Below are 25,658 nucleotides of genomic sequence, written 5' to 3' on the forward strand. Positions count from 1 at the left end.
CCGCCGCGCCATACGTGCCGGCGGCAACCCTTGCCATTCTGCATCGTGAATGGCAAGAGGGGCGCGCTCCCATACACTGGGAGCGCTTTGCACAGCCGCTGTTGCACCTTGCGGCCACCCGCCGTGCCTCCGAGCTGGAACGCATCGTCGAAGTTACGGAAGGCCTGGAACACCGGCTGAGCCGTGCACTCGCTCAGCTCTCGGAGCCTTCAGTTGAAGCACTCCTGAATGCATTGAAGACCAAACGCTACACACGCACCAAACTCCAGCGCATGCTCGCCCACCTGCTCCTGAATCACACCAAAGCCGAGTGTTCACCAGAGCAATTGGCTGCCGGACCCGGATATCTCCGAGTCCTCGGATTCAATACTCAAGGGCAGAGCCTGCTTAAACAGATGAAGAAGACAGCGTCGTTGCCTGTTGTGTTGAAACCTTCGACGTTCACCCACAATCAACTGGAACTGGATATCCAAGCCCAGGTTGCGTATGGGCTCGCTTGCGAGCATAGGGACACACGCAGGATGTTCAGCGATTACTATGAGTCACCTGTAAGACTGTAATCCGCTTTGGACCACAAGGCTTCATTTCCTAAGGAGCTTTATATTCCATCATCAAACAGGTCATTGATATCGACTACTGAAAACTCAACTATACAATTAAAAAAATCCCCTTGCTGCGCGCCGCTCAGGCACCTCGCAACAAGGGGATTCCCTTATTCACTTCTCTTGTTCTCTTAATTCTTTAAACTCGATCTCTTCCGGCCCAATCATAATCTATGATTTCACGGACAACGTTTTCAGATAAGCCAGTGCATCATCCACCGTGCTCACAGGTACAAGTTTCATTTTGGTGCCGATCTGCTCAGCCTTGGCTGCTGCTTCCTTATAGTTATCCTTCGGCACAAAGAAAATCTCCGCTTCTTTTCGGTCAGCGGCTACAATCTTATGCACTACACCACCAATGGCACCCACAACACCCTCTTTGGTAATGGTACCTGTACCCGCAATTCGATGCCCTTTGGTCAGATCTCCAGGTGTTAACTGGTTATAGATCTCCAACGTAAACATCAAGCCCGCAGACGGACCCCCCACCTGAGTATCTGTGAAGGAAATCTGTTTATTCGGGTCCTCAGCTTTCACCTTCTGAACCGCACCAATCATTACACCGAGTCCCGGGCGGGTTTCACCTGTTTTATTGTCTTTGACCTGAATCAGTTTCACGTCCCGGCTAATGGTCTCTCCACCACGTTCCAGTTGCATTTCGACGGTATCTCCGACCTTTTTATCTTTTAACTGGGCAGAAAGCACCGTATTATCCGGCGTAGCTGTTCCATTCACTCCCAGAATGATATCTCCCGGAGCAATGTCTCCTTCCGGTTTTGGATCTTCGGACAGTCCAAATACAAAGATATGTTCAGGTACGATAGAGTAAGTCACACCCGCCTGCTCATATGCAGCCTCCATTGCGGAAGATTGTGAGTCACTCATGAACCACACCTGTTCGGCAGAGTATTCCGCTTCGCTTTTGCCGCGCAGTCGGTCTTCTTTTTTATCCACTTGAGCATTTTTATTGAACAGAGAGGTTCCTAGCAAAAACACATTGGCATATGTTGCCGACACGGTTGTCATCATGAACACACCGTGTTCTTCCTGGTCCCCACCCTTAACGGTTACCATTGGTTTTACTTCATCTGCACTGCCAGGCATATATATGATATACGGCGTTGGCATGTACACGGCAACATAGACGACCAGAGCCACCACGATCACAAAGATCGAAGCTCTGAATCCGCCAGATTTCCGAATCCGATTCATCGCATGAGCCTCCGTTCTTTGTATCTCTATATAAGCTGTACATTTATTTCAAGTCTAACACTCTGGTCCCTGTGCATACAATGGTACAGGCCGGATAGGCCGCTGTATACAATAGCCTGTCCGGCCAAGGCCGAACCGCCCTTCGGGCGTCATTCGGCCGTCCATAACGATTCAAATGCCGAATTGGCGTTATCTGATATGAGGTGAAACGATGACACTACAGAGCGAGGTTAGAGATACTGGCCCGTTACGAACGATAATCCTAAGTACTAGCGCTTTAATGTTGGTCATTGCAGTAGTGGCGTCCCCCAAAGAAGCGTTTGATGCCTCTATTCAAGGCCTGGATATATGGTGGAAAATTATCTTCCCTGCCATGCTCCCGTTCCTCATGTTATCCCAAATGCTCACTGCGTTTGGCTTCACCCATGCGATCGGCGCCTTGCTCGGACCGTTAATGCAACGATGGTTCAGACTTCCAGGCAACGCAGGTCTGGCGATTGCCGTTGGCATGTGCGGCGGATTCCCTGCAGGAGCAGATGCGGTATCCCGTTTATTTCAGGATAGACAAATTACCGCCAAGCAGGCGGTTGTCCTTGCGGCGGCATCTCATTTTGCCAATCCAATGATGATCATACTGGTCGTCGGTGCTGCATTTCTCCACCAGCCAGCGGCCGGATATTTTTTACTCGTGGTCCACTGGATTAGCGGCTGGATCGCCGCCATTCTGGCCACGCGTCTCCTGCCTGCACCGGGTAACCAGACAGACAAGGTTGGCTCGACAGCCGTGCAAGCAAATGACAGCTCTCTTGATTCTCAGCCTGCAAGTCCTCCTAGTTCCATAAGTCGCTCATCTGCACCTCAACACTCTACGTTCAAAAGACGCAGTATGTGGTCTAATATGATGATTGCAGCAAGGGAAGCCCATAGTCGTGATGGAAGAGGGTTTGGCAAATTGCTCGGTGACACCGTATCCCAAGCTGTGCAGACCTTGATGATGACTGGAGGATACATGATCGGTTTTGCCGTGTTTATCCGTTTGGTCTCCCTTTACCTGACTCCGGGGTCCTCTGCTGCGCTGTGGCCAGCCTTCTTTGAGCTTCACCTGGGAACCTATCATTTGAGTCAGACTACAATTACATCCGCCCTGCTCATACCTCTACTTGCAGCCGTTCTGGGATGGAGTGGTTTATGCTCCCATCTGCAAGTCTCTGCTGTCCTGAAAACAACGAGTCCAAACAGCAAATCCATGTTGTACTTTGCCGGAGTTCGTCTGATTCATGGATTAATCGCTTTTTTCATCAGTCTGTTCCTATGGATGCCGTTCAACCGTTATAGCTCAGAAGCCTGGACCACATTTCAGCCCAATGCAGCGCAGGACCTCTCGGCACCATTCGGTTGGCTATGGATACATAGTTCAGGTAACACATACACGATCAACACCATTTGGAGCATCTTCCCTGCTGCATGCATGGGTCTTGCGTTACTTCTTGCAGTCATGATTAGTCTATCGGGTCTTACCTTCTGGTTTAACCGCCGGTTTTCTCGCTGATTTTCTGACGAAGCGCAGCTTCCACCTCAGGTGATACAAGATCTGTAACATCTCCATGATAATGAGCGATTTCTTTCACAATGCTGGAACTTAAATAGGAATACTTCGGATTCGTCATCATAAATATCGTTTCCGCATCCGGATTCAACTTGCTGTTGGTCGACGCCAATTGCAGCTCGTATTCAAAATCAGTTACCGAGCGTATACCGCGAACGATGACCTGCGCTTCCTTTTGCCGGACATAATTGGCTGTCAGATCTCGAAAACTGTCCACCTCCACATTCGGTAGATGGCGGGTTACTTCTGTAATCAGTTCCTTGCGTTCCTCCACTGTAAACAGCGGATTTTTGCTCATATTGTTCAGAACAGCCACAATGACGCGATCAAATTGCTTCGATGCTCTTGCGATAATATCGAGATGCCCCATCGTTACGGGATCAAAACTCCCAGGATATACGGCGATCCGTTCCTGTCGATGTATCATTTCAGTCATGAGGAGCCTCCTCTTCCGGTGTAATGGATTCTCCATCTTCAACTGCGTCAGGCGCATAATAATAGATGGATACTGCCGTCTCCCCATACAAAGCCTTGCGCGTTTGTTCAAACGGGCCGAATTGCTCAGGGTAATCATGTTTGGATTCATATTCAAGCACGATCGTTGCTTCGGGTTCCAGAAGTTCCAATTCGTGCATGGTCATCATCAACTCGTGCCCGTTCTTCATACGATATGGCGGGTCGAGAAACACCAGATCAAACGTTGTGCCTCGCTTGGCGAGTGCCTTCAATGCTCGACCTGCATCATTACGATATACGGCCGCCTGGTCTTCCAGCTTGGTTGCCTTCAGATTCATGCGGATGACTTCAATACTTTTCGATTCCAAATCAACAAAAACAGCCTTGTCCATGCCGCGGCTCAGCGCCTCAATACCGAGACCTCCACTGCCTGCAAACAGATCCAATGCTGCACCGCCCTCAAAATAAGGACCAACCATGCTAAATAACGCTTCCTTCACCTTGTCGGTGGTCGGCCGCGTACCTGTGCCAGGAACAGCCTTCAGCGGCCTGCCTTTCGCACTCCCAGATACCACTCTCACTGACGAGTCACCTTTTCTCTATGTAAATTTATTGATACGGCTATCGTACCACACTCGGGTTCGGTTTGAAAAATACTCAGTCTTGATATGCCTTGGAAAATTGTTGACGAATTATTGACGCATATGTATAAAAAGGAAACAATCGGGCGATTCTATAATTATCGACATCACAAGTGTCGTAGACAACCGCGGAGAAGACTTACGTTTCCCCATAAGCTCTTCGTCCGGTTTCTCCTCTCCCATGAAAAAGAAGCTCTCGAAAGAGGGCTTCTTTTTGTTGTTTATGTTAATTTATTATGTTAGTTATATTTTTCTTCAAATTCACTTATGTCAGCTTCCTCTTCGGTCTGCAGCCATCCAATCTCCCTTAGCCACATGCCCATATCTGCGATAAACTCATTCACTTTTAGATGTTCAATCTTATACTTCTGTATTTTTTCACTCAAAAAAGCATAAAACTCATGACTTAACGCATGCCGTTGTTTGCTTTTGCTTAATGTCTTATACCGATCCTCACTGACCACCAGATCAAAATAGATGACATTCTCCTTCTTCACATGCCTAACCGTTGATCTTCTATCGTATTCTTCAGGAAGGCACCTGAAAACAAAGAAGAGTTCTATATCAACGACTTGATACTTGCTTTTTACTTTATCAAAAACAGGCTGCAGCTCATCCGACAGATTGGCAACCTGCGTTAAGCCGGAAGTATCTGTTGATTTGTCCAGGATCATCATTAAAAAACTCCTCCTTGTGCATTACCCTAGCTTAGCAAGACTATACTATTTCATCACTCGATGCTTCCGATTAGACCTTCGCAAATTGATCAATGGAATGATGAGTACAACAACCGGTAAGAGAAGATTTATTGAACCATTCTTAATCATCATGAAGGTGATAAACAGCACAGCAAGCCAAGTCATAATCTCCATCATTTCATATTTGGTTAATGTAAGCTTGAATGCTTTTTTCGAAATGAAGCGAACCAAGAAATAAGCAATTAAACCATAGAACAGAATCATTCCCAAGATAGCAACAAGGATTATGAGGTACATATCCACCATAAAAATCTCACCCGACCCTTATATCATTCCTTAATTTTGCTTTACTTCTCTTCAACAACGATCGTTGCATTATAGATTACGACACGTTTGCCATTGAGATCGAATAATACTTTATTGCCGTATTCCGTATCTTCCACGTCAATTTTGCCATCATAGGTCTGAATCAATTCACCATTATTACTGTACACTTTAACAACTCTCTCCAGACCGCCCGAGTTATTGGATCTCATCGTTTTGAGTGCACGTTCACCCGAAGCCGTATTGAAATACCATATGAAACATCCAACAATGATGCCCAAGAAGACTAACACCGTCACCCATATACCTGTCTTTGCTTTTCTACTCATCTTGAACCCCCTCTTATGTTTCCTGTCTTTTACATTACGTGGCCGGAGAGAGAACGGTTTCATAGATCACATCTCAAGCCATTCATGGACATAACAAAACAGAGGTCTCCGACGAGCGAAGACCTCTGTTCTTTATTTAAATATATTCTTTATTCTGAACGATTGCGCTGCTTACAGTGCACGAATGACAAATTCAAATGTCAGTACGCCGTCCGAAGGGATCAGGTATTCCGGATGAACCGGAGCACCCCAGCTGTCATCACCGCCGACGCCCATTTGTTTACCCGCTACAGTCACGACCGTATAGTGCACAGGAGGCAATTCGTACGCATGCTGTGCGTTCTCCAGCTCAAATGCTGTATATGGTGATACATTCAGCTCAACCGGAGTTCCTGATGCTTCAATTTTGAAGCCACGTCCCGCGTTGTCTGTCAATTTGGCCCAACGTACGCCCGTACGGTTGCCCGATTCCTGCGGTACCAGATAAGGAGCCACGGTATCAGCTACCTTACTTCCATGGATGCCCAGACGTGCGCCAAATGCGCGGTCTGCATAGTTTTCTTCGGGTCCCATCGCGAGCCATTCCACGTTTTCGAAGTCAGGTGATGTTCTGAAGGACAATGCATGAATTGGCAGGTTAGGCAATCCATCTGTACCTTTGTACGTATTATGCACACGCACACTTCCATCTGCATGTACAGTATAGACTACTTTCACTTGTACATCCTCCGAAATGTTGAGCTTGTACGTGAACTCGATCCGGTATTGATCCGGTTTCTGTTCTGCTTTCCAATCCACAGAACGTGGCATCAAGCTCGCTGCATACCAGGCACCCAGTTCGAAGCCCATCGCCATACCTTTGTCATTATCCGTCATTGCACGCCAGAAGAGCGGTGCAGGTGGTACAGCAATGGTCTCACGACCGGACAATTTTAGGGAAACCAGTGTGCCAAACTGTTTGGAGAACAGCGCATGCGTTTTGCCAGCACGAACACCGATGTTAACGTCACCTTCAACCACTTGTACATCACTTACAAGGTTCAAGTCGACTTCAACTGCATCATTTACCTGATCCTGTGTGAAAATAAACTGTCCAAATGCCACTTCTTCGCCTTTGTCAGCCCACAGTGTAGCTTCTTTTAACACAAATGCGGTGTTCACAGCGTACTCGCCGCCCACCAGGGATTCTGTACCCAGCGGAAGCTTAACTACTGACTCGCTTTGCGCATCCACGTTCACTTCCAATGTTCCACGCAGCACTTCATGTCCCTCACGCTCTAGGCTGTATACCAGTTCCAATGCAGATGTATCTGCGAACAGGTTACCGTTAACGATTTTGACACCTTCACGATCTGGGAACAGCTTGATGTTTTGGTACAGGAATTTAACCTCCTGCATTTTCGCAGTTACTTTACGGTCAGCATGGACGATACCGTTACCACAGAACGAATAGTCTGATGGACGATCACCGAAATCTCCGCCATAGGCGAGGAATTCTTTGCCGTAACGATCTTTTTTATAAATGGATTGGTCGATGTAATCCCAGATGAATCCACCTTGATACATCGGGTATTTGTCTTCCAGTTCCGTATATTTGTGCATACCACCAATAGAGTTACCCATGGCATGCATGTACTCACAGCTAATATAAGGTTTGGTCGGGTTGGCATTCAGGAATTCCTCAATGTCCGCCGGTTTGGCATACATGCGTGTTTCCATATCACTTGTCTCATCGAAACGGCGATCATGGAATACACCTTCGTAATGTACCAGACGAGTTGGATCAGCCGATTTGAAGTATTGGGATACTTTGTAGATGACTTCACCACCGTGTGATTCGTTACCACAAGACCAGATCAGAATGGACGGATGGTTTTTATCACGCTCCACCATGGATACAGCACGATCCATAACGATATCATGCCATTCCGGTTTGTCTCCTGGGATAACCCAAGAAGGCTCAACGGCGCCAAGTTTCTGCCAAGATCCGTGTGTCTCCAGATTCATCTCGTCAATAACATATAATCCATATTCATCACACAGCTCATACCAGAGACTTTGGTTTGGATAGTGTGACGTACGTACCGCATTCATATTGTTTTGTTTGATCGTACGAACATCCCAGAGCATATCTTCCTTCGTAACCGCACGTCCACGACGCGGGTTGAACTCGTGACGATTCACACCCTTGAATACGATACGTTTACCGTTGATGTGCATGACTTTGTCAATCATTTCGAATGTACGGAAACCAACAGCTTGAGGAACAACCTCAAGAAGTGCACCCGCAGCATCATACACACGAATATAGAGACGGTACAGGTATGGAATCTCTGCGCTCCACAGATTCACTGTACCGATATCTTCACGAAGACTTACTTGTCCATCGTTAACTTTGGATTCAAACGTTTTAACAGTATTGCCTTCCCGATCACGCAGTTCAGCCTCTACACGTGCTCCAGCAACTGCTTTTCCTTCCAGTTTCAGATCCAATTGCAATGTACCGTTCGTATAGGACTTGTCCAGATCTGTACGAACATGAACATCACGTACGTGTGCAGCAGGGACCGTATACAGATACACATCTCTGAAAATACCGGAGAAACGCCAGAAATCCTGATCTTCCAGCCAGCTGCCTGTGCTGCGTTGATACACCTCAACTGCGAGTTTGTTCTCCCCATCCTGAAGGAATGGTGTCAGGTCAAAGTCAGATGGCGTAAAGCTGTCTTCCCCGTATCCTACGAATTGTCCATTAAGCCATACATAGAATGCAGACTCTACACCCTGGAAAGAAATATATACCGGATTCGACTCCCAACCTGTCGGCAGATGGAATGTGCGAATGTAACTTCCAACGGGGTTTTTATCCTGTGGCAATGCCGGTGGACGAATGTCGTTCAAGCCATCCCAAGGGTATTGTGTATTTACATATTGAATCTGTCCGTATCCTTGAAGTTGGATATGCCCCGGAACTTCAATATCATCCCAGCCTTCACTGGAGAAATCGGATGTATAGAAAAACTCAGAACGGCTGTCTGGACGGATCGCATAGTTGAATTTCCACGTTCCATTCAGATCATAACGCATGGACATTGCTCCTGAACCTACAGCCTCTTCCATCGTTTGGTAATAACGGTGATCGGAATAGGCATGAAGACGGTTCACCTCAAATACACTTACGTCTCCCAACCAGTTGATATCTGCCTTTGTTGCTTTCATCGGCTCTCTCTCCCTTTAAAACGTTATAGTTTGACTTATTCAAGGTTGCAATTGAATTTCCTTTTTGCTTTACATAAACAAACAAAAAAGACAGAGGCACGCCATAACTGGCGTCCTCTCTTCTTTCCTGAACCCGTCATTTACACGGATTATGCTGTTTTCATTACTTCACGGAACCTACCATACCTGCTACAAAATGTTTCTGCATGATGAAGAATACGATTGCTGTAGGCAGTGTTGCAATAACGATTGCTGTCATGATTACTCCGTAATCCGGAGAATAACCAGCACCAAGATTCGAGATCAACAATGGAATCGTTTGTTGATCAGGCGTTTGCAATACAATGAGTGGCCACAGATAGTTGTTCCAGCTACTCATGAATGTAATGATTGCTGCTGCTGCATATGTTGTTTTCATCGTTGGCATGTAGATCTTCAAGAAGATCCCGAGCTCACTCAACCCATCAATACGTCCAGCTTCCAGCAAATCTTTCGGGAACATTTTGGTGTTCTGACGGAAGAAGAAGATCAGGAACGCTGTTGCTATGGTTGGCAGGATAACCGCTGCCATCGTGTTGATTCCGATAACTGGTGCAACTCCTGAGATTGTTGCGAACATACGATACAGTGGTACCATGATCGCTGCAAACGGGATCATCATGGATAACAACAGGATATTAAACACGACATCACGGGACTTCGTGCGATATACCTCGAAGCCATAACCTGCCATAGAACCAATAAACAGCGCCAAGACAGTGGAGATGACAGAGATAATGGCCGAGTTTCCGAGAGCCTGTACCAGATTCGTCGAATCAATCAGTTTGTTAAAGTTATCAAGGAAGGCTGAACCCGGCAGCAATCTACCCTTGGTTACATCGACAGATGCATTCGTTGAACTGACCAGCATCCAGAAGAATGGGAAAATGGATACAAAAGCGACGATGGACAGGAACACATAAGTGAAAATCCGTTTTGCTTTAAATTTAGCCATTTTTATTATCACCTGCCACTTTAAACTGGATGATGGACAATACAATAATCAAGATTACGATGGAATACGAAACGGTTGCTGCATAACCGAAGTCCGGTGAATATTTGAACGAAAGGTTGTAGATGTATTGTGAAATCGACATGGTCGCATTACCTGGACCACCTTTGGTAATATTCATGATCTCATCAAAGATTTGCAGTGTACCAATCGTTGATGTGATGGACGTGAAGAGGATGATCGGTTTAAGCAAAGGTACTGTGATTTTGAAGAATTGTGTAAAAGCATTCGCTCCGTCAATTCTTGCAGCTTCATAGATCGATTGATCAATGTTTTGGAGGGATGACAGATAGAAAATCATGTTATATCCGGTCCAACGCCAAGTAACGGCGATTATGATCGTAATTTTAGCCCAGAACGGGTCTGTGATCCATTGGATTGGGTCGCCAATAATGTGCAAACCCATCAGGAATTGATTCACCATTCCATCTGGTGCGAACAAATATTTAAATACAACAGAGTATGCTACCAATGAAGTTACACAAGGCAAGAAAATCGCTGTACGGAAGAAGCTCCGGAAGCGCAGTGTGCTGTCATTCAGCAATACGGAAATAAACAATCCAAGAATAATCATTACAGGTACTTGAATGATCAAGTAGATAAATGTATTCGACAATGCTGTACGGAACGTTGTGTCAACTAACAATCTTTTATAGTTAGAAAGGCCCGAAAATTCAAGATTGGCTCCTACACCAGACTTGAACGATAAGAGCAGCGCTTGAATCATCGGGTAGAAGTAAAATGCAACAATCCCGACAACAGCCAGCAAAACAAAAGCCCATCCAGTCAAATTATTTTTCTTTTGGAGACTGTCTCCTGTATTCATGGCTTTCACAGTATGGCTCCTCTCTCTCTCCATGGAACATGGGTAGAACCCACGGAGCCTCTCGCCATATCCGGTACGACTTGCGCCGGACATGGGAGATGGCTCCGATGTTTCCTAGGGTTCTATAAGTTACCTTGGGTATCTTAGTTTAATTGTGCTTCAGCTTGTTTTTGTGCATCAGCCAGAACGTCATCGATTGATTTACCGTTCAGGAATGCTTGCATTTCTACAACCAGAATATCTTCAATGGCATATGTGTTGATACCGTAGTTTACGCTTGGAATTTCTTTCGTCCAATTTGCAAAGTCTGTGAAGATTTTTTGTCCACCGAAGTACTCGTCTTCTTTGGCATAAGCTTCTCCATCAACTGCTGGTTTGTACGTACCGATTGCACCGATGTTGTTCAACAAATCTTGATACAATTGTTTATCAGAACCAAATGTTTTAGCTACGAAATCAGCTGCTTGATCTGCACCAGGAACATTGTTCATTACATACCAAGAGCTACCACCCAAGTTGGATGCGTGAACAGAGTTTGGTTGACCAGCCATTTTCGGCATTGGAGCTACAGCCCATTTGCCAGACTGGGAAGCTTCTTGACGTACAGATGGTGAGAACCAGTTGCCTGTAGGAATTGTTGCTACGCTACCGTTATTGGCGTTGGCAACGAATTGACTCCAGTCAGAGTGCAATTTAACAATGTTGGCATCCATCATTGCTTTGTAAGTAATAAACGCTTCTTTCAGTGCGGCATTGTTAGCAATATCAGGTGTTTTACCATCTTCTGCGGAATACCATTTACCTGCAGTTTGGATCATCATACGAATCAAACCAAGGTCATTCGGGTCAAGAGAAAGAAGCTCTTTACCTGTTTTAGCTTTTACGTCTTTACCAATTTGGATGTAATCATCCCAAGTGATGTCTTGCAGGTCAGCAGATTTGTAGCCTGCTTCTTCCAGCAAGTCTGTTCTGTAGTACAAGCCAGCAACGCCGGAGTCAAATGGTACTCCGTATTGTTTGCCATCAAACGCTGTTGGTCCGAGTTTATAATCTGCAAAGTCGGAAGCCGTGATGCTTGAAGAAAGATCTTTGAACGCATCAGGATATGCATTCAGGAAGCTTTGTGAGCGATAGTCTTCGATCAGAACTACGTTTGGAAGACCGCTTGCAGTTCCGGAGTTAAGACCCGTGTTCAGTTTCTGAATGATATCAGCTTGAGCGTATTCAATGATGTTGATTTTCACATCAGGATTTGCTTTTTGATATGCTTCTTTGGCTGATTCCATAGCAGCAACGTTAAAAGCTTTGTCCCAAGCCCAAACCGTAATTTCGTTTGTTTTTTCGTCACCACCACTAGCAGAATTACCTCCACCACCGGATGAACATGCAGACAACAGCAATACTGTAACGAGCATCAATACCCACATTTTTTTCAAAACATTCAACTCCCCTTTAACCTCTTTGTGTGTAATTTGTTTGCGTTTTCTGAAAGCGGTTGCTTTCGATGTATTCATCTTATCATTCCCATATCTCCATTCGTTAGTAATAATTTTGTACGGATTTGTCATCTTATTACCACAATGAAAACCTTTACAGAAACCGTTTGCATTAAATTTGGTTTTTTGTAATTTCTTTTGATTTTGTATTATCTTGATCTTGAAATCGTACAAATATGTATTTTCACTTCAACTCCGATATACAAAGATCCCCCGTTTCTGTAGTAATGCAGAAACGGGGGATCTCTATTTTGAGTGTATTCATTTGAATCGGGTTTCGATTAACTCGTGATCAAAGGCAGTGTCACCGTTACTCTCGTGCCTTCCCCGACAGTACTCATAATGCTGACACCATACGGTGAACCATATAATAACTCAATACGGTCATGTACGTTGCGAATACCGATCCCGCTGAATAGCTGACGATTGTTTTTCGGATTAGGCAATGTTTCTCCCATAACGAGTCCTTCAATTCCATCACCATTGTCCATGATCTCACAGATAAGTGTTTCACCTGCTCTGGATACCATGACATGAATCGTGCCCATCTCTTTCTTGATAAATCCATGGAAAAATGCGTTCTCGATAAACGGTTGGATCACCAGCTTGGGTACATGATAGTGAGTACAATCCGGAGCAATGTAGAACGCTGCTTTAATCCGGCCACCGTACCTAACGTGATTAATGAAGACATAATTTTTCAGATTCTCGACTTCTTGTTCGACTGTCACGGTCTGACTCACATCACTAATCGTATTTTGCAATAGTCCAATCAATGCATTAATGGTCTCTGCTGCCCTGTCCTTGTTACCTTGTTGCACCAGAACTTTGATCGAAGCAAGGGTATTGTACAAGAAGTGAGGATTAATCTGACTCTGTAAAGCCGCAAGCTCTGCGTTACGTTGTTCACGCTGGGTCTGCACCAATTGATCCACATAATCATGCAGCTCATCAAGCATATAATTGTAAGCATGGCCAAGCTGCCTGCTCTCGTAGCTTCCACTCACAGGAATATAGTTGTCCAGATCACTTTTCGTAATATTGGACATCTGCTTCACCAGTCTGCGCAGTGACTTGGTAATTTGGCTGGTGATGAGAAACACGAGAATAAGTGCCCCCACAACGATAGCTGCACAGATCAGGGCAACTGTCTTCATGTCGATGAGTTGCCCCATCGCCAGATCCTTATCCACTACATTGACAATATAGAATCGATAGAATGGTAAATACTCGGATAGAACAACGCTATCCTGATCCATCACACGAGCATTAATACTTCTTGGAGTGTTGCTGTTCATTTCTCGGGCATACGATAGCAGATCCAGCTGAGTTGTTCCAATCCAGTCTTCACGATTCGATGATACAATCTCACCTTTTTCATTCATAATGACCACATCATTGCCGCGACTTGTAAAGCTGCTGTAAAATTGCCGGAATATATCTTCCCTCATGGTAACATAGAGCGTACCGTATATTCGGCTACGTGTTCGATCCGTCAATGCCTTCGTCGCGGAGATCATCTGCTGACTCCCGACCGTTGCCTCGTTTTGGTAATCATCAAAGATAAGACGGCTCGGCGTCTCAGCGGCTTCCATCGTGATTGGCTCCTGCTTCAATTCATCCACTGACATCTGAAGGTGAGCACGATTCGTGGAATAGCTCCGTCCATTAATCCCGATAATCGTTATCCCTACTTCGTAGGACTCTGTTATAGATTGAACTCGATCCATCGTTTCCCTCATATTATAAAAGGATTTGGCCATCGTGAGGGAATCGGCATCACCTTCAGACAGGAATCCCCGAATCGCTCCACTCTGCGTCACATTATTGGATACCGCAGCAATGGCCTCATTAAAGGATTCAAAATTTGTCTTGATCTGATTAAGCACCTTGGAGTTCGTGATACTAAATGTCTCGGTAAACAGATTCGTAGACATGTGAATGGTCGTCCATAAGATGAGTACAGAGACGAGAACAATACTGATGACCATAACCAGAAACAACTTAGGAAACAATCCGAGACGAGATAATTGGTTCATCCATTTCTTCATGATCTTATCCTTCTGACTTTATGCCCAGAATTTGCGCCGATATCGGCTTGGTGATAACCCGGTGAATTTTTTGAACACTTTGCAGAAGTAACTATGATCGGAATAACCAACCATACTGCTAATCTCTGAGATCGTTACATCATCGGATCGCAGCAGTTCCTCCGCTTTTTCAATCCGAATTTTATTCAAATATTCATTAAATCCTTCTTTTTTGTGAGATGAGAAATAACTGGATAAATACGATGGATTAAAATGAAAGTGTTTGGCTACCTCAGCAAGACCAAGCGGCTGGTCAAAGTGCTCATGCATGTAATCCAGCAGCATCTTCATGTTGGGATCACTTCGTTTTCCACCCGCACCGGCGATGCACTCCTGAACTTCCGTCATAAACTGATCAAGTACAGTCATGACTTCGTCCAGACTCGAAGCCCCGTCCACATTTTTAAAATACGTATATTTGCTCTCTTCCAGCCCGGAAGACTGCACATCCATATCCGCGAGGGTAATGGTTACGTTGAAGATCAAGTTGCCCAGGAATGATTTGATCTCAAACACATCGGCAATATAATCCCGTCCAAGTGTTGTCGCATGATCCTGCAAATACTCTCTTGCCGCTTCGACCCGGTTACGCTTCACATGCTGCAAGAACATATTTACATTAAACTGGTAACCTGCGGGATGCATTGGAGGCAGTTCACCATACACCAGAATGGGCTGATCTTTATAATAGAAACGATATTCCATCAGCTTAATCAGGCGTTCCCGGTAAACAACACCCATCTGTTCAAATGAAGTAAAGCTTTCACTAAGCACCCAACCAGGATTGCCTTCCCCTGCTCCTTTTTCACTGGCCAACTGTCTAATCCGGTCAAGCATCCAGCCGTCTCTTGCAGGATCAACATTAAGAAGCACAACCGGTAATGTACCCTCTGCCGGAACTACTGCGCATTCCACTTCAGGCAGATCACTGCGTAGTCTCGATTCGATCTGTTCCTGATCCAGCTTCAGCGGATTGCCCTCAGCATCCATGGGTCTATACACAAGCATCCGAAAGGATTCGTGTGGAAAGGTATCTCGTATCATCGGCATTTCGCTATCCTCATCCAATGTAAATCCAGATAACATCTTCTCCATCAGTTGTCCAAGTCTCCAGCCATCGTGCGAAGGCTCGAACTGTAGCTCGGGAATTTTACCTGCTGTGCGTTGAAGGACCTGCAATAATTCATTCGTATCCAGCTTCGGCTTCAGTATATAATCGGCTGCCCCGTGCTGAAGTGTAGAACGTACATACTCGAACTCACTGAAACTGCTTAATACAATAACTTCAATCTGTGGATTACTGGCTTTAAGTGTACGGACAAATGTTTCGCCGTCCATGACAGGCATGACAATGTCAGTAATCACAATATCCGGCTTTAACAGGCTCACCTGCTGTAATCCTTCTTCACCGTTGGAAGCTTCACCCACAATGAGAAATCCTTCTGCTTCCCAGTTCATATGATGCTTTATGCCCTGTCTTACCAGAAACTCATCGTCAACAATCAGCACCTTACACAGCCGGTTCATGATCGCGACCCCCTTGTCTAATCTTTCCTCTATATCTGTACAGGCTATACCCACTATTATATATCGGTTATAAACACTTTCCAGTGTTAGCGGTTACATTAGTTTTAAATTAATTGTACATTCTTTTATATCCTAAAATGGTCCTTTATTCAATGGTAACTATCTATAGTTTACACTATATTTCGACAAAATAAGAAGTCCTGACTCGCCATTCGATCAATTGGCGAAGCAGGACCCCTATTTTCAATCCTTTATTTCGTTTAATCCCTCACTTACGGTTCAATGCCCCACTGTAGACTTTCAGCGATATAACCGGTGACTTTGGACCATTCGGAATAGGAAGTCTGACTATCTGCAAAGGAGTAATCATCTGTTTGCGTATAATTGGTCCAATTGCTCTTGGAGATGCGCGTGTGGATTTCCGTGCTTTGTCCTGCATTCAGTGTTCCGGCAGAAGCCGTAAAGCCGATTTCAAGCACGTGGTCAGCACCTGGCCGGACTGGATTAAACGCACTGAATGTGCCTGTCACATTCGAACTGCCAGCACTCGCCCAGTCAGCGAAGAAATTCTGTGGCTGATCACCATTAATGGTGTAATAATATCTGATTTTCACATCGGACAGATTCAGTGCTGTAGTGCCTGTGTTCGTCAGTTTGAATTTGGGGCTAATGGAGCTACCCGTTGCCGATGTGTTGCTATTATACATCTCGATGCGTATGGTTCCAGCTGGTGCAACTGTCGTGTCTTTAATGAACAGATTCAATGTCGCATGAGCGCCTGCGCTGAATTGGAAGGTTAGTGACGCTGCGCCATTTGGCAGAGAAGCCAGGTAGTTTTTACTCAATACGATATCATTACCTGTTAATGTGTAATCTGTACCTGAAACCAGCGTTGCATTCCCGTTACGAATGGATACAAGTGCATTGCCGTTTAGTGTTAACGTGACTGGAATATTAACCTGATTGCCTGCTTTACGATCAAATTCTGCTGTAACCGGTGTAATCGAAGAGTTGGTTACTGGTGTTGTACCCCCGCCGTCTCCTCCGCCATTACCTCCAACACGGTCAGCATACAAAATTCCGCGGCCATTCGTTCCGAGATATACTCTGCCATACAGACGCGGATCTCCCGTAATTGTGGTTACACGAGCATACTGATGCTGATCATCATTGATGCGAACCCAATTGGCCCCACCATCATCGGAGCGGAAGAATCCACGTGTTCCATCGATCTGGGCAACCGTGTATAACGCAACAACGCTCTGCCCAGGGGCAGCTTTACCAAATCCGATACTGTCTGCTTCCTCTACATTGGCAAGCTTCGTGAATGTCGCTCCCGAATCCATGGAATGCCATAATCCGTAAGGACCATCTTCCTCACTTCCACCTGCAAACCAGAGTTCGCCTTCAACACCTGGAACGGCATCCAGATCGGCATTTCCTGCCATCGGAAGTCCGGTCGCTGGCGATGCCGTGAAAGTAGCACCACCGTTCACACTTACATAGATTTTACCCGCTGCAAATCCATAAAATTTGTTTGGATTCACACGATCCGAAATCACTTTCGCCTGTGCAGGTATGCCCGTACTTGCCGTCCAGGAATTGCCGCCAGTCGAATAATGTACACCTTTATCTGACGTGCTCCATACGAGCCGGTTACCATTAGCAGAGATGGCTACGGTCCCTCCTCCGGTTGTGCCAGCAGGTTCTGCATTGGCCTTATACCACGTAGTGCCTCCGTCACTGGACAAACCAATGGATTTTGCATTTGGATCAGCAGCATAATCTGCTTTACCTACGCGAACCATCGTATTTGGACTTAACTCTGCAAAATCCAGACTTTCTGTGGAAGGATAGTTCGGACTCGTAAATATGGTCGCTGGAGCCTGGTCCAGATTGTTATGACGGAATCCGGAGACATCCCCCAATCCGCTTACCAAATGTGCACCACTTGGCGGGCTGATCAGATCCAGTACGGCAATCTCTTCAACCCCCTTCGCCATCACTGAAATATTGATTTTTTCGTCATCATCCCAGTCTGTCAGGTTCTTCGTTCCATAGATCGTAGCACCCGTTCCATACATCATGCGATCCGAATCAAATGGATCAATCTCCAAATCACCGATCATCCAGCCCAGTTTTGGGGTTGTTTCGGGTGGGGCAGGGTTGGTGCCAAAAGTGAGCCATGGAGCTGCCGAAATATCCTGAGTATACCGTAACTTCCGGTTCGGATATCCTTCAAATTCCCATATGCGTGTCCACGTCGCTCCGCCATCTGTACTACGGAACAACGTGGCATCAGGCCACCAGGAATTCAATGTCGCAACCATCAATGTACCTGGATTCTGTGCATCAACAGCCAATCCGCCATATCCAAAGTAATTATCCGTGCTGCTGCTCGGAACAGGACTGATGTTGGTCCAGACACCTGTTGAGGTATTCAGTTTCCATACATCGCCTTTCTCCCCATCATACGGTCCTACACCATCGCTGTACGTAATATAGAGGCTACCATCTGAATCTAGCACACCATGATGCGGGATATAACCTGTAGGTTGACCGGCAACAGCTGACCAGGTCAGGCCGCCATTCGTGCTGCGATATACACTTTGAGCTTTATCCGCAACACCCACATAGATGGTCTGAGTTGCTTGTCCTTGCGAACCTGTTGTTTTGTCAAATGTAATCCATGCCAGACCTACAATGTCACTGGTATACTCATTCGATGGATCTTGCACATAATTTCCCGGATTCGGGAAGCTTGTGATTTCGTTCCAGGTCACACCGTAATCGGTACTTTTCCATAATCCATGACCACTTCGTGCACCGAAATACAAGATACGGTTATCATTCGGGTCCACGCTCAGACGTTCTCCCATCGAACGTCCTGGCATGTTACCGCCCACTTTGAACGGAAGTGTTGTGGTCTGCCATGTATCTCCCCGATCCGTAGAACGCAAGATGGAACCATTATTTTGGTCCCACGAGTTCGTATACGTCCCAACTGCCATATACACGCGATCAGGATCAACCGGGTCCGTAGCCAGTGCGTCCACACCATTCTTGTTCCAATCATCCCAGCCGACAAAATCCGTTAAGGGTATCCAGCTCTCGTCAGCCGCATTCCAGCGATAGGCTCCTCCAATATCCGTACGAGCATAGATCAGATCCTTTTCCGACTCGTTGAAAATAATGCCAGGTACAAACCCGCCTCCTGCACCAGTCACCACATTTTTCCACTCATAAGCTTCACTCGGTGCCGCCGAAGTAGGTCCAGCAAGTCCTCCCAGCGAAGCAGTTACTACAGCAACTGTCAGGCTCATGATTCGTAATTTCCCCATAAACGTTCTCATATCAACTTATCCTCCTCTTTAACTTGGTTACTGCATTTCGGTCTATCCCCGCTGACTCATCGTGCTGATGATGGCGTGCCAGACGATTCAATGCATCCCTTGATACAAGAAGCCTCACCCCCTTCCAGTCACATTATTAAGCGCTTACAAAATAACTCTCAAATCGTCGTCATATGGATAATTCTTTCATTAAATAACATTCGATGGAAAACGGAGAACACCTCCGTTAAAATTCCTATTTATGTAAAATATTTTTAGTGTTTTATCTTGTTTACACAACAAAAAAGATGCTGTTATAACAGCATCTTTCGACATGGCATGTAAAAGTCTAAACTATAACACCGTTGCTTTCCTAGAAATCCAAGTAGCGGTTCACCACATGATTGGTACCTGTTTATTTTGAGCTACCATAGGCGTGAGTCTTTTGCCCTTTAACCCCCGGTCGAATGACAAAAAGTGAGCCCGCATCCGGTGTCTCTTTCAGACGTTCTTCCTTAATCCCTATACGTGCTGTTGTGATGTACAAATCTTCGAGGTCCTGTCCACCAAAACAGCAGGATGTTACCTGATCTGCCGGTACATCGATCTGTTGCAACAGTTCGGATGTATCCGGGTTCCAGCGAATGACTCTTCCTCCGCCCCAGTGCGCTACCCACAGCATACCCTCACCATCGACCGTCATGCCATCCGGATAACCGAATTCCTCCGGTATGTGAATGACGCTTGTCCGATTCTGTATCGTACCTTCTTCCAGATCAAAATCAAACCGGTCAATAGAACGTGTCGGGGTATCAATGTAATACATGGTCTGCCGATCCGGACTCCAACCCAGGCCGTTGGATGTAGATACACCTTGTACCATCGTGCGCACAGGTTGTCCTTCCTCCAAACAATACAGCGATCCGGCTTGGCTCTGATTATTCATGCTCATGGTGCCTGCCCAGAAGCGGCCCTTCGCATCACACTTGCCATCATTAAATCGATTGGTATCCTTATCTTGTTCAGGGTCCTCAATGGCATGCAGCTCACCCGTAAGCAAGTGATACGTGTGGAATCCACTGCGTAAAGCAACTACAACTTCGTCCCCACGATAGGGAACAACAGCACCGACATGTTCACCGACATCATAAGCTTGATCCTGCCCTGTGACCGGATCATATACATGCACCTTGAAGCTTTCAATATCTACCCACAATAATCGATTGTTCTCCGCATCCCAACTTGGGCCTTCCCCAAGTAATGCCGGGGTGTGTACTGCTATTGTTACTTCGCTCATGCCATCACGTCCTTTTTAAGATTTGACGCCGCCAGACCATTCGAATCCGATCGCATCCAAGAATGCTTTGGACAGTACCATATGGCCCGTTGCATCCGGATGAATCCGATCATAAGTCAGCACAGACGTATAGAAATGGTCCCAAAATGGAGCAAATGCAGCCTGTGTATCCACATACACCGCATCATACTCACTGGCCACCCTGCGTACGGCTTCTCCGTAGATATCCATTGTTGCCCGCATCGGGTCCTCCGAATTGGCCTCAAGATAATAAGGCGTCATCAGTACCAGACCTTTCAGGTTGGGACGAACCGAAGCCACCAGTTCACGCAATGTGGATTCATATTCTTCCAGGAACACATGGGAGTCTGTTGACAATGGGTTGTCGAACTGACGCCATACATCATTAATGCCGATCATGATCGTTAACCAATCCGGTTTAAGGTCCAATACATCACGATCCCAGCGCTGTTTCAGATCACGAATCGTATTTCCACCATTACCCACATTCTGAATGCGCAACATCAATTCCGGATAGATGGAGCGCAAGAGCGCATAAACTTGCGCAACATAACCATGGCCCAGACCTGAACTGCCTTCGCCTACAGGGTGTTCCCGACCACAATCCGTAATGGAATCTCCGATAAACAGAAGCTTGTCATTTTTCTGCAATTTCATCGTCGTTTTCTCCTTCGCTCCAAAGCGCTAATATCATTACCAGCCTTGATTCTTAAGCCACGTCAAGCACAGATCAGACCAGGCACGAACCGCTTGGTTATCTTCAGCCAATCCCAGACCATGGGAGCCCTTCTCAAAAACGTGCAAGTCATAAGGAATTCCGTGCGCGCCCAATGCAAGTGCGTAACGCAAGCTATTTTCCACAGGTACTGCCTGATCATCACTGGTGTGCCAGATGAACGCTTCCGGAGCATCCGCTCTTACCTGCTGCTCAGCGCTGACAGCCTTGATCTGCTCAGCTGACGCATTGGCCCCCAGTAAATTTTCACGGGAACCGGCATGTCCATAGGACTCCATCGTAATGACCGGATAACAGAGGATAACCCGGTCCGGACGTGAACTTTGACGTTCAATCGGATCTTCGTGATCCGGTTGTCCCTCGTCATACAACGTTCCCATTGTTGCTGTAAGATGTCCGCCTGCGGAGAAACCGAGCACTGCAATCTTGGCAGGATTGATACCGTACTGCTCGGCATTTGCACGAACATAACGGATAGCACGCTGACCATCTGTTATCGGAGCAGGATGCTGGTGAGGCGCCACCCGATATTTCAGGACAAATGCGCTTATGCCCGCTCTGTTCAACAATTCGGCTATTGGAGCACCTTCATGATCAGCCAAAAATCCATAACCGCCCCCTGGACATACAATGACAGCGCTCTCGGAACCAGGCTGAATAAATGGAATCAAATGTGGCATTTCGTCTTCATGGCCCTGCGCTGCATAAGGTGCAGCATGATCCCATAAGGGTATCGTTGTTGTCATCTTCAATCATCCTCTCCAAATAGAACGGAACCATGGTTCCGTTTAAACGTTTTCGAATCTCAGGAATCGATACCATCATAACGGTAATGACCCTAACGCATCAATACCTTCCTGGCATCACTTTTTGTTCATTTGGGTACATGTTAGTACAAATTACGGAACTGTTCAGGAGTGACACCTTCAATCCTGCGAAAGGTAGCAACAAAATGGCTTGCATCCCGAAAGCCCACCCGGATTGCGGTTTCCCTAATCGTCAGGGCGGTATCCCCGGTCATAATTTCCTTGGCTTTGCGAATACGCAGCAGAATGAAATAACTATAGGCTGTCATGCCAAAGGACTGCTTGAACAAGGTGTTCAGATGTCTGGATGAGATCCCTGTTACAACAGCCATATGTTCGAGCCCGATCTCGGGATTCGCATATTGCTGTTCCATGAATGCAATGAGCGGAGCAAGTCTCTCCACGGCATGTGAGATGGAAGAACGATTGCCCGTCATGCCATGTTTTTTGAGCAAAATCAGAAATCGGTATATATCAGCTGACGCTTCGAGTCCCGACAAATCCTGATCACTTCTAATCGAATCCAGCACTTCCTGACCGTAATCATTGAACGGGCTACTTCGCTCCCACTGATGGAACGCCGCTTCACCCAAGCCAAGCGATTCCATAATTGCCGGACACTGCGAACCGCCAAATGTAATGTAAAGTGTCTCCCACTCTCCCTGGGCGCGCACATATTCATGCGGTTCATTCGGCGGCAGCAAAATACCCGATGCCTCCCCCAGTATGACCGTGGACCCGGAAAACTTGAATTCTCCGGCTCCCTTGACGGTCTGAAGCCAGTGATAACATGGATACCCCACGGGTCTGAACACCTTCTCCTGATTGCCGTTATAACCGAGGCTCTCAATATAAAGGGGCAGTGGCTGATCACGTGATGTCATGAAATATCGTTGATGTCGGGGTGAGATAAAAATGGGCAGCCTCCTTGAATATAAGCTAAAATAGACTTCCGTATTCTTATATGATTCATTACTTTTATTATATTTTAAAAGTCATATGTATCATATAGTATAGGATTATTCTTATACAAGAGGTGAACACATTGATTAGCAGCAAACTGCCCAAAATGTTCTACGGGGGAGATTATAACCCGGAACAGTGGGATCACGAGACCCACCTTGAAGACCTGCGCATGTTCCAATTGGCAGGCATTGATATTGCTACAATCAACGTATTTTCATGGGCACTGATTCAGCCTGATGAAGTTACTTACCGTTTTGAAGAACTCGACCAACTGATTAATCGTCTATATGAGAATGGTGTCTATATATGCCTTGCAACGAGCACGGCTGCCCATCCGGCCTGGATGGCGAAGAAATATCCAGATGTGCTTCGTGTAGATGCTGATGGACGCAAACGCAAATTCGGTGGGCGCCATAATTCCTGTCCCAACAGCCCGACCTACCGTAAATATGCCGAGAAGATTGCAGATAAACTGGCCGAACGCTACAAGGATCACCCCGCAGTTCTCGTATGGCATATCTCCAACGAATATGGAGGTGACTGTTACTGTGATAACTGTGAGAAAGCGTTCCGCGTGTATCTGAAAGAACGCTATCAGACTCTGGAACAGGTTAACAAAGCATGGAACACGAATTTCTGGGGGCATACCTTCTACGATTGGGATGAGATTGTACTACCGAGCAACCTGAGCGAACATTGGGGTAACAACAATTCAACATTCCAGGGAATCTCGCTGGACTACTCTCGCTTCAACTCCGACAGCATGCTGGATTGTTATCTGTTGGAATACGATGCGATCAAAAAACACATTCCGGACTCCGTTGTTACGACCAATCTGATGGGATTCTTCAAGCAATTGGACTATTTCAAATGGGCAAAACATATGGACATCGTCTCCTGGGACAGCTATCCCGGTCTCGCAACACCTGTCAGTTTCACGGCCATGGCTCATGACCTTATGCGCGGACTGAAGGATGGTCAACCGTTCATGCTTATGGAGCAAACACCAAGTCAGCAGAATTGGCAGCCCTATAACTCACTGAAACGTCCAGGTGTCATGCGTCTTTGGAGTTATCAATCTGTTGCGCACGGGGCCGATACCATCATGTTCTTCCAGCTTCGACGCTCCATCGGTGCCTGTGAGAAGTATCATGGTGCAGTTATTGAGCATGCCGGACACGAGAATACACGTGTATTCCGCGAAGTCGCTGAGCTTGGCAAAGAATTGCAGAGTCTTGGTGACACCACGCTGGATGCATCTGTTGAATCCAAAGTAGCGATTGTGTTTGACTGGGATAACTGGTGGGCCATCGAAAAATCAAGCGGACCTACGGTTGCCCTGAATTATGTGGATCAGATTCATAAATATTACTCCGCCTTCTTCCGCCGCAACATTCAGGTAGATATCGTTAGTGTGGATACGGATATAAGCAAATATGATATTGTCCTTGCCCCTGTCCTCTACATGGTTAAACCAGGGTTCACCGCCAAACTGGAGAAGTATGTTGAAGCAGGTGGAACATTCCTGACGACCTTCTTCAGCGGCATTGTCAACGAGAACGATCTCGTGACCACAGGTGGATATCCGGGTGAACTCCGTAAACTGCTTGGAATCTGGGTGGAAGAGATTGATGCGCTGCTGCCTGAGCAAAAAAACCGCCTTGTCCTCAAAGAAGCCTACGGTGATCTTCAAGGAGAATATGAATGTGGTATGCTGTGTGACCTGCTACACAGTGAAGGAGCCGAAGTCATCGCGGAGTATGGAGACGACTTTTATAAAGGCATGCCTGTTGTGACACGTAATACCTTTGGTCAAGGTGAAGCCTGGTACGTTGCATCCGACCCGGAAGATCGCTTCCTGGATGATTTGCTGGGACAGCTTGCAGCAGCCAAGAACGTGAAATCCTTGCTTGAGACACCAGAAGGTGTTGAAGTTAGCGCTCGGACCAAAGACGGCAAACCCTACCTGTTTGTCATGAACCATAACGCAACCACACAATCCTATGATCTCGGTACAACCAAGGCACATGATCTGCTCACCGATCACGAACTTTCAGGCAGCGTTGAGATTGAAGCACGAGGGGTACAATTGCTCCAAATGAAATAAAACACTTCGCTATATTGGTAATAATGGAATCCTTTACTCAAAAGGAAACGCTTGATACAAAGTGTCACATATTCATTTCTATTATGCTTATTTTTTTCTTCATCGAGAATATTGGTATAGATTCCAGACCTTTATGTTCTTTAATAAGCCCAAAGCTGCTACTTCCCGTATCTGTCCACATCAGATACGGGTTTTTGGTATTATCTGTCGTCTTTTTGATAGAAGGAAATATCAGCAGGCAGAGCGAATTGGACGAAACATACATTTAACGAAGCCCGCCGGAACATGCTGTTGTACATGAAGTAGATGATCCATT

19 protein-coding genes are annotated in these 25,658 nt (G+C 46.2%); 3 read left to right on the top strand and 16 right to left on the bottom strand.

Annotated features, from left to right (window positions below):
- Nucleotides 1-14: 14 nt before the first annotated feature.
- Nucleotides 15-560 (top strand): nucleotidyltransferase family protein, encoded by a 546-nt coding sequence (locus MHH93_RS18095; protein ID WP_500055138.1) that lies wholly within the window; start codon nt 15-17, stop codon nt 558-560.
- A gap of 213 nt (nt 561-773) precedes the next feature.
- Here the strand turns inward: MHH93_RS18095 and MHH93_RS18100 are convergent, their stop codons facing one another.
- A complete protein-coding gene (locus tag MHH93_RS18100; protein ID WP_500055139.1) occupies nt 774-1,814 on the bottom strand; it encodes a SepM family pheromone-processing serine protease in 1,041 nt (346 codons plus the stop codon).
- Between the two features lie 211 nt (nt 1,815-2,025).
- On the opposite strand from MHH93_RS18100, the gene MHH93_RS18105 reads away from it, so the two are divergent.
- Nucleotides 2,026-3,363 carry a nucleoside recognition domain-containing protein gene (locus tag MHH93_RS18105; protein ID WP_500055140.1) on the top strand — a complete coding sequence of 446 codons (1,338 nt, stop codon included), beginning with the start codon at nt 2,026-2,028 and terminating at the stop codon, nt 3,361-3,363.
- On the opposite strand, the gene coaD is transcribed toward MHH93_RS18105, so the two are convergent.
- The 15 genes from coaD to MHH93_RS18180 form a co-directional block, all read right to left on the bottom strand.
- A complete protein-coding gene (gene coaD / locus MHH93_RS18110; protein WP_085981453.1) occupies nt 3,341-3,847 on the bottom strand; it encodes a pantetheine-phosphate adenylyltransferase in 507 nt (168 codons plus the stop codon). The genes MHH93_RS18105 and coaD overlap by 23 nt on opposite strands.
- A 1-nt stretch (nt 3,848) precedes the next feature.
- Nucleotides 3,849-4,457 (bottom strand): 16S rRNA (guanine(966)-N(2))-methyltransferase RsmD, encoded by a 609-nt coding sequence (gene rsmD, locus MHH93_RS18115; RefSeq protein ID WP_500055141.1) that lies wholly within the window; start codon nt 4,455-4,457, stop codon nt 3,849-3,851.
- A gap of 299 nt (nt 4,458-4,756) precedes the next feature.
- The gene (locus MHH93_RS18120) at nt 4,757-5,194 is read right to left on the bottom strand and encodes an Imm44 family immunity protein (RefSeq protein ID WP_500055142.1); all 438 of its coding nucleotides are present in this window, start codon (nt 5,192-5,194) and stop codon (nt 4,757-4,759) included.
- A 368-nt stretch (nt 5,195-5,562) separates the two neighbouring features.
- Nucleotides 5,563-5,868, bottom strand: a complete 306-nt coding sequence (locus tag MHH93_RS18125; protein ID WP_062833752.1) for a hypothetical protein — start codon at nt 5,866-5,868, stop codon at nt 5,563-5,565.
- Nucleotides 5,869-6,039: 171 nt separating this feature from the next.
- Nucleotides 6,040-9,087, bottom strand: coding sequence for a beta-galactosidase, LacZ type (lacZ, locus tag MHH93_RS18130; RefSeq protein ID WP_500055143.1), 3,048 nt, complete (start codon nt 9,085-9,087; stop codon nt 6,040-6,042).
- A gap of 163 nt (nt 9,088-9,250) precedes the next feature.
- Nucleotides 9,251-10,081 (bottom strand): carbohydrate ABC transporter permease, encoded by an 831-nt coding sequence (locus MHH93_RS18135; RefSeq protein ID WP_500055144.1) that lies wholly within the window; start codon nt 10,079-10,081, stop codon nt 9,251-9,253.
- Nucleotides 10,074-10,964, bottom strand: a complete 891-nt coding sequence (locus MHH93_RS18140) for a carbohydrate ABC transporter permease (protein WP_036610887.1) — start codon at nt 10,962-10,964, stop codon at nt 10,074-10,076. Before MHH93_RS18140 ends, MHH93_RS18135 begins: the two co-directional genes overlap by 8 nt.
- 143 nt (nt 10,965-11,107) lie before the next feature.
- On the bottom strand, nt 11,108-12,391 hold the full coding sequence (locus MHH93_RS18145; RefSeq protein ID WP_500055340.1) for an extracellular solute-binding protein: 1,284 nt from the start codon (nt 12,389-12,391) through the stop codon (nt 11,108-11,110).
- A 350-nt stretch (nt 12,392-12,741) separates the two neighbouring features.
- The gene (locus tag MHH93_RS18150; protein WP_500055145.1) at nt 12,742-14,511 is read right to left on the bottom strand and encodes a cache domain-containing sensor histidine kinase; all 1,770 of its coding nucleotides are present in this window, start codon (nt 14,509-14,511) and stop codon (nt 12,742-12,744) included.
- An 18-nt stretch (nt 14,512-14,529) separates the two neighbouring features.
- A complete protein-coding gene (locus MHH93_RS18155) occupies nt 14,530-16,077 on the bottom strand; it encodes a response regulator transcription factor (RefSeq protein WP_500055146.1) in 1,548 nt (515 codons plus the stop codon).
- A gap of 272 nt (nt 16,078-16,349) precedes the next feature.
- Nucleotides 16,350-19,430, bottom strand: coding sequence for a cellulose binding domain-containing protein (locus MHH93_RS18160; RefSeq protein WP_500055147.1), 3,081 nt, complete (start codon nt 19,428-19,430; stop codon nt 16,350-16,352).
- 394 nt (nt 19,431-19,824) lie between these two features.
- Nucleotides 19,825-20,706, bottom strand: a complete 882-nt coding sequence (locus tag MHH93_RS18165; protein WP_500055148.1) for an SMP-30/gluconolactonase/LRE family protein — start codon at nt 20,704-20,706, stop codon at nt 19,825-19,827.
- A gap of 15 nt (nt 20,707-20,721) precedes the next feature.
- A complete protein-coding gene (locus tag MHH93_RS18170; protein ID WP_500055149.1) occupies nt 20,722-21,384 on the bottom strand; it encodes an SGNH/GDSL hydrolase family protein in 663 nt (220 codons plus the stop codon).
- Between the two features lie 36 nt (nt 21,385-21,420).
- Nucleotides 21,421-22,209 (bottom strand): alpha/beta hydrolase, encoded by a 789-nt coding sequence (locus MHH93_RS18175; protein ID WP_500055150.1) that lies wholly within the window; start codon nt 22,207-22,209, stop codon nt 21,421-21,423.
- Nucleotides 22,210-22,352: 143 nt separating this feature from the next.
- The gene (locus MHH93_RS18180; RefSeq protein ID WP_500055151.1) at nt 22,353-23,153 is read right to left on the bottom strand and encodes an AraC family transcriptional regulator; all 801 of its coding nucleotides are present in this window, start codon (nt 23,151-23,153) and stop codon (nt 22,353-22,355) included.
- Nucleotides 23,154-23,314: 161 nt separating this feature from the next.
- On the opposite strand from MHH93_RS18180, the gene MHH93_RS18185 reads away from it, so the two are divergent.
- A complete protein-coding gene (locus MHH93_RS18185; RefSeq protein WP_500055152.1) occupies nt 23,315-25,342 on the top strand; it encodes a beta-galactosidase in 2,028 nt (675 codons plus the stop codon).
- Nucleotides 25,343-25,658 lie beyond the last annotated feature (316 nt).

It is taken from the genome of Priestia sp. FSL H7-0729, from assembly GCF_038005685.1.
Taxonomy (GTDB): domain Bacteria; phylum Bacillota; class Bacilli; order Paenibacillales; family Paenibacillaceae; genus Paenibacillus.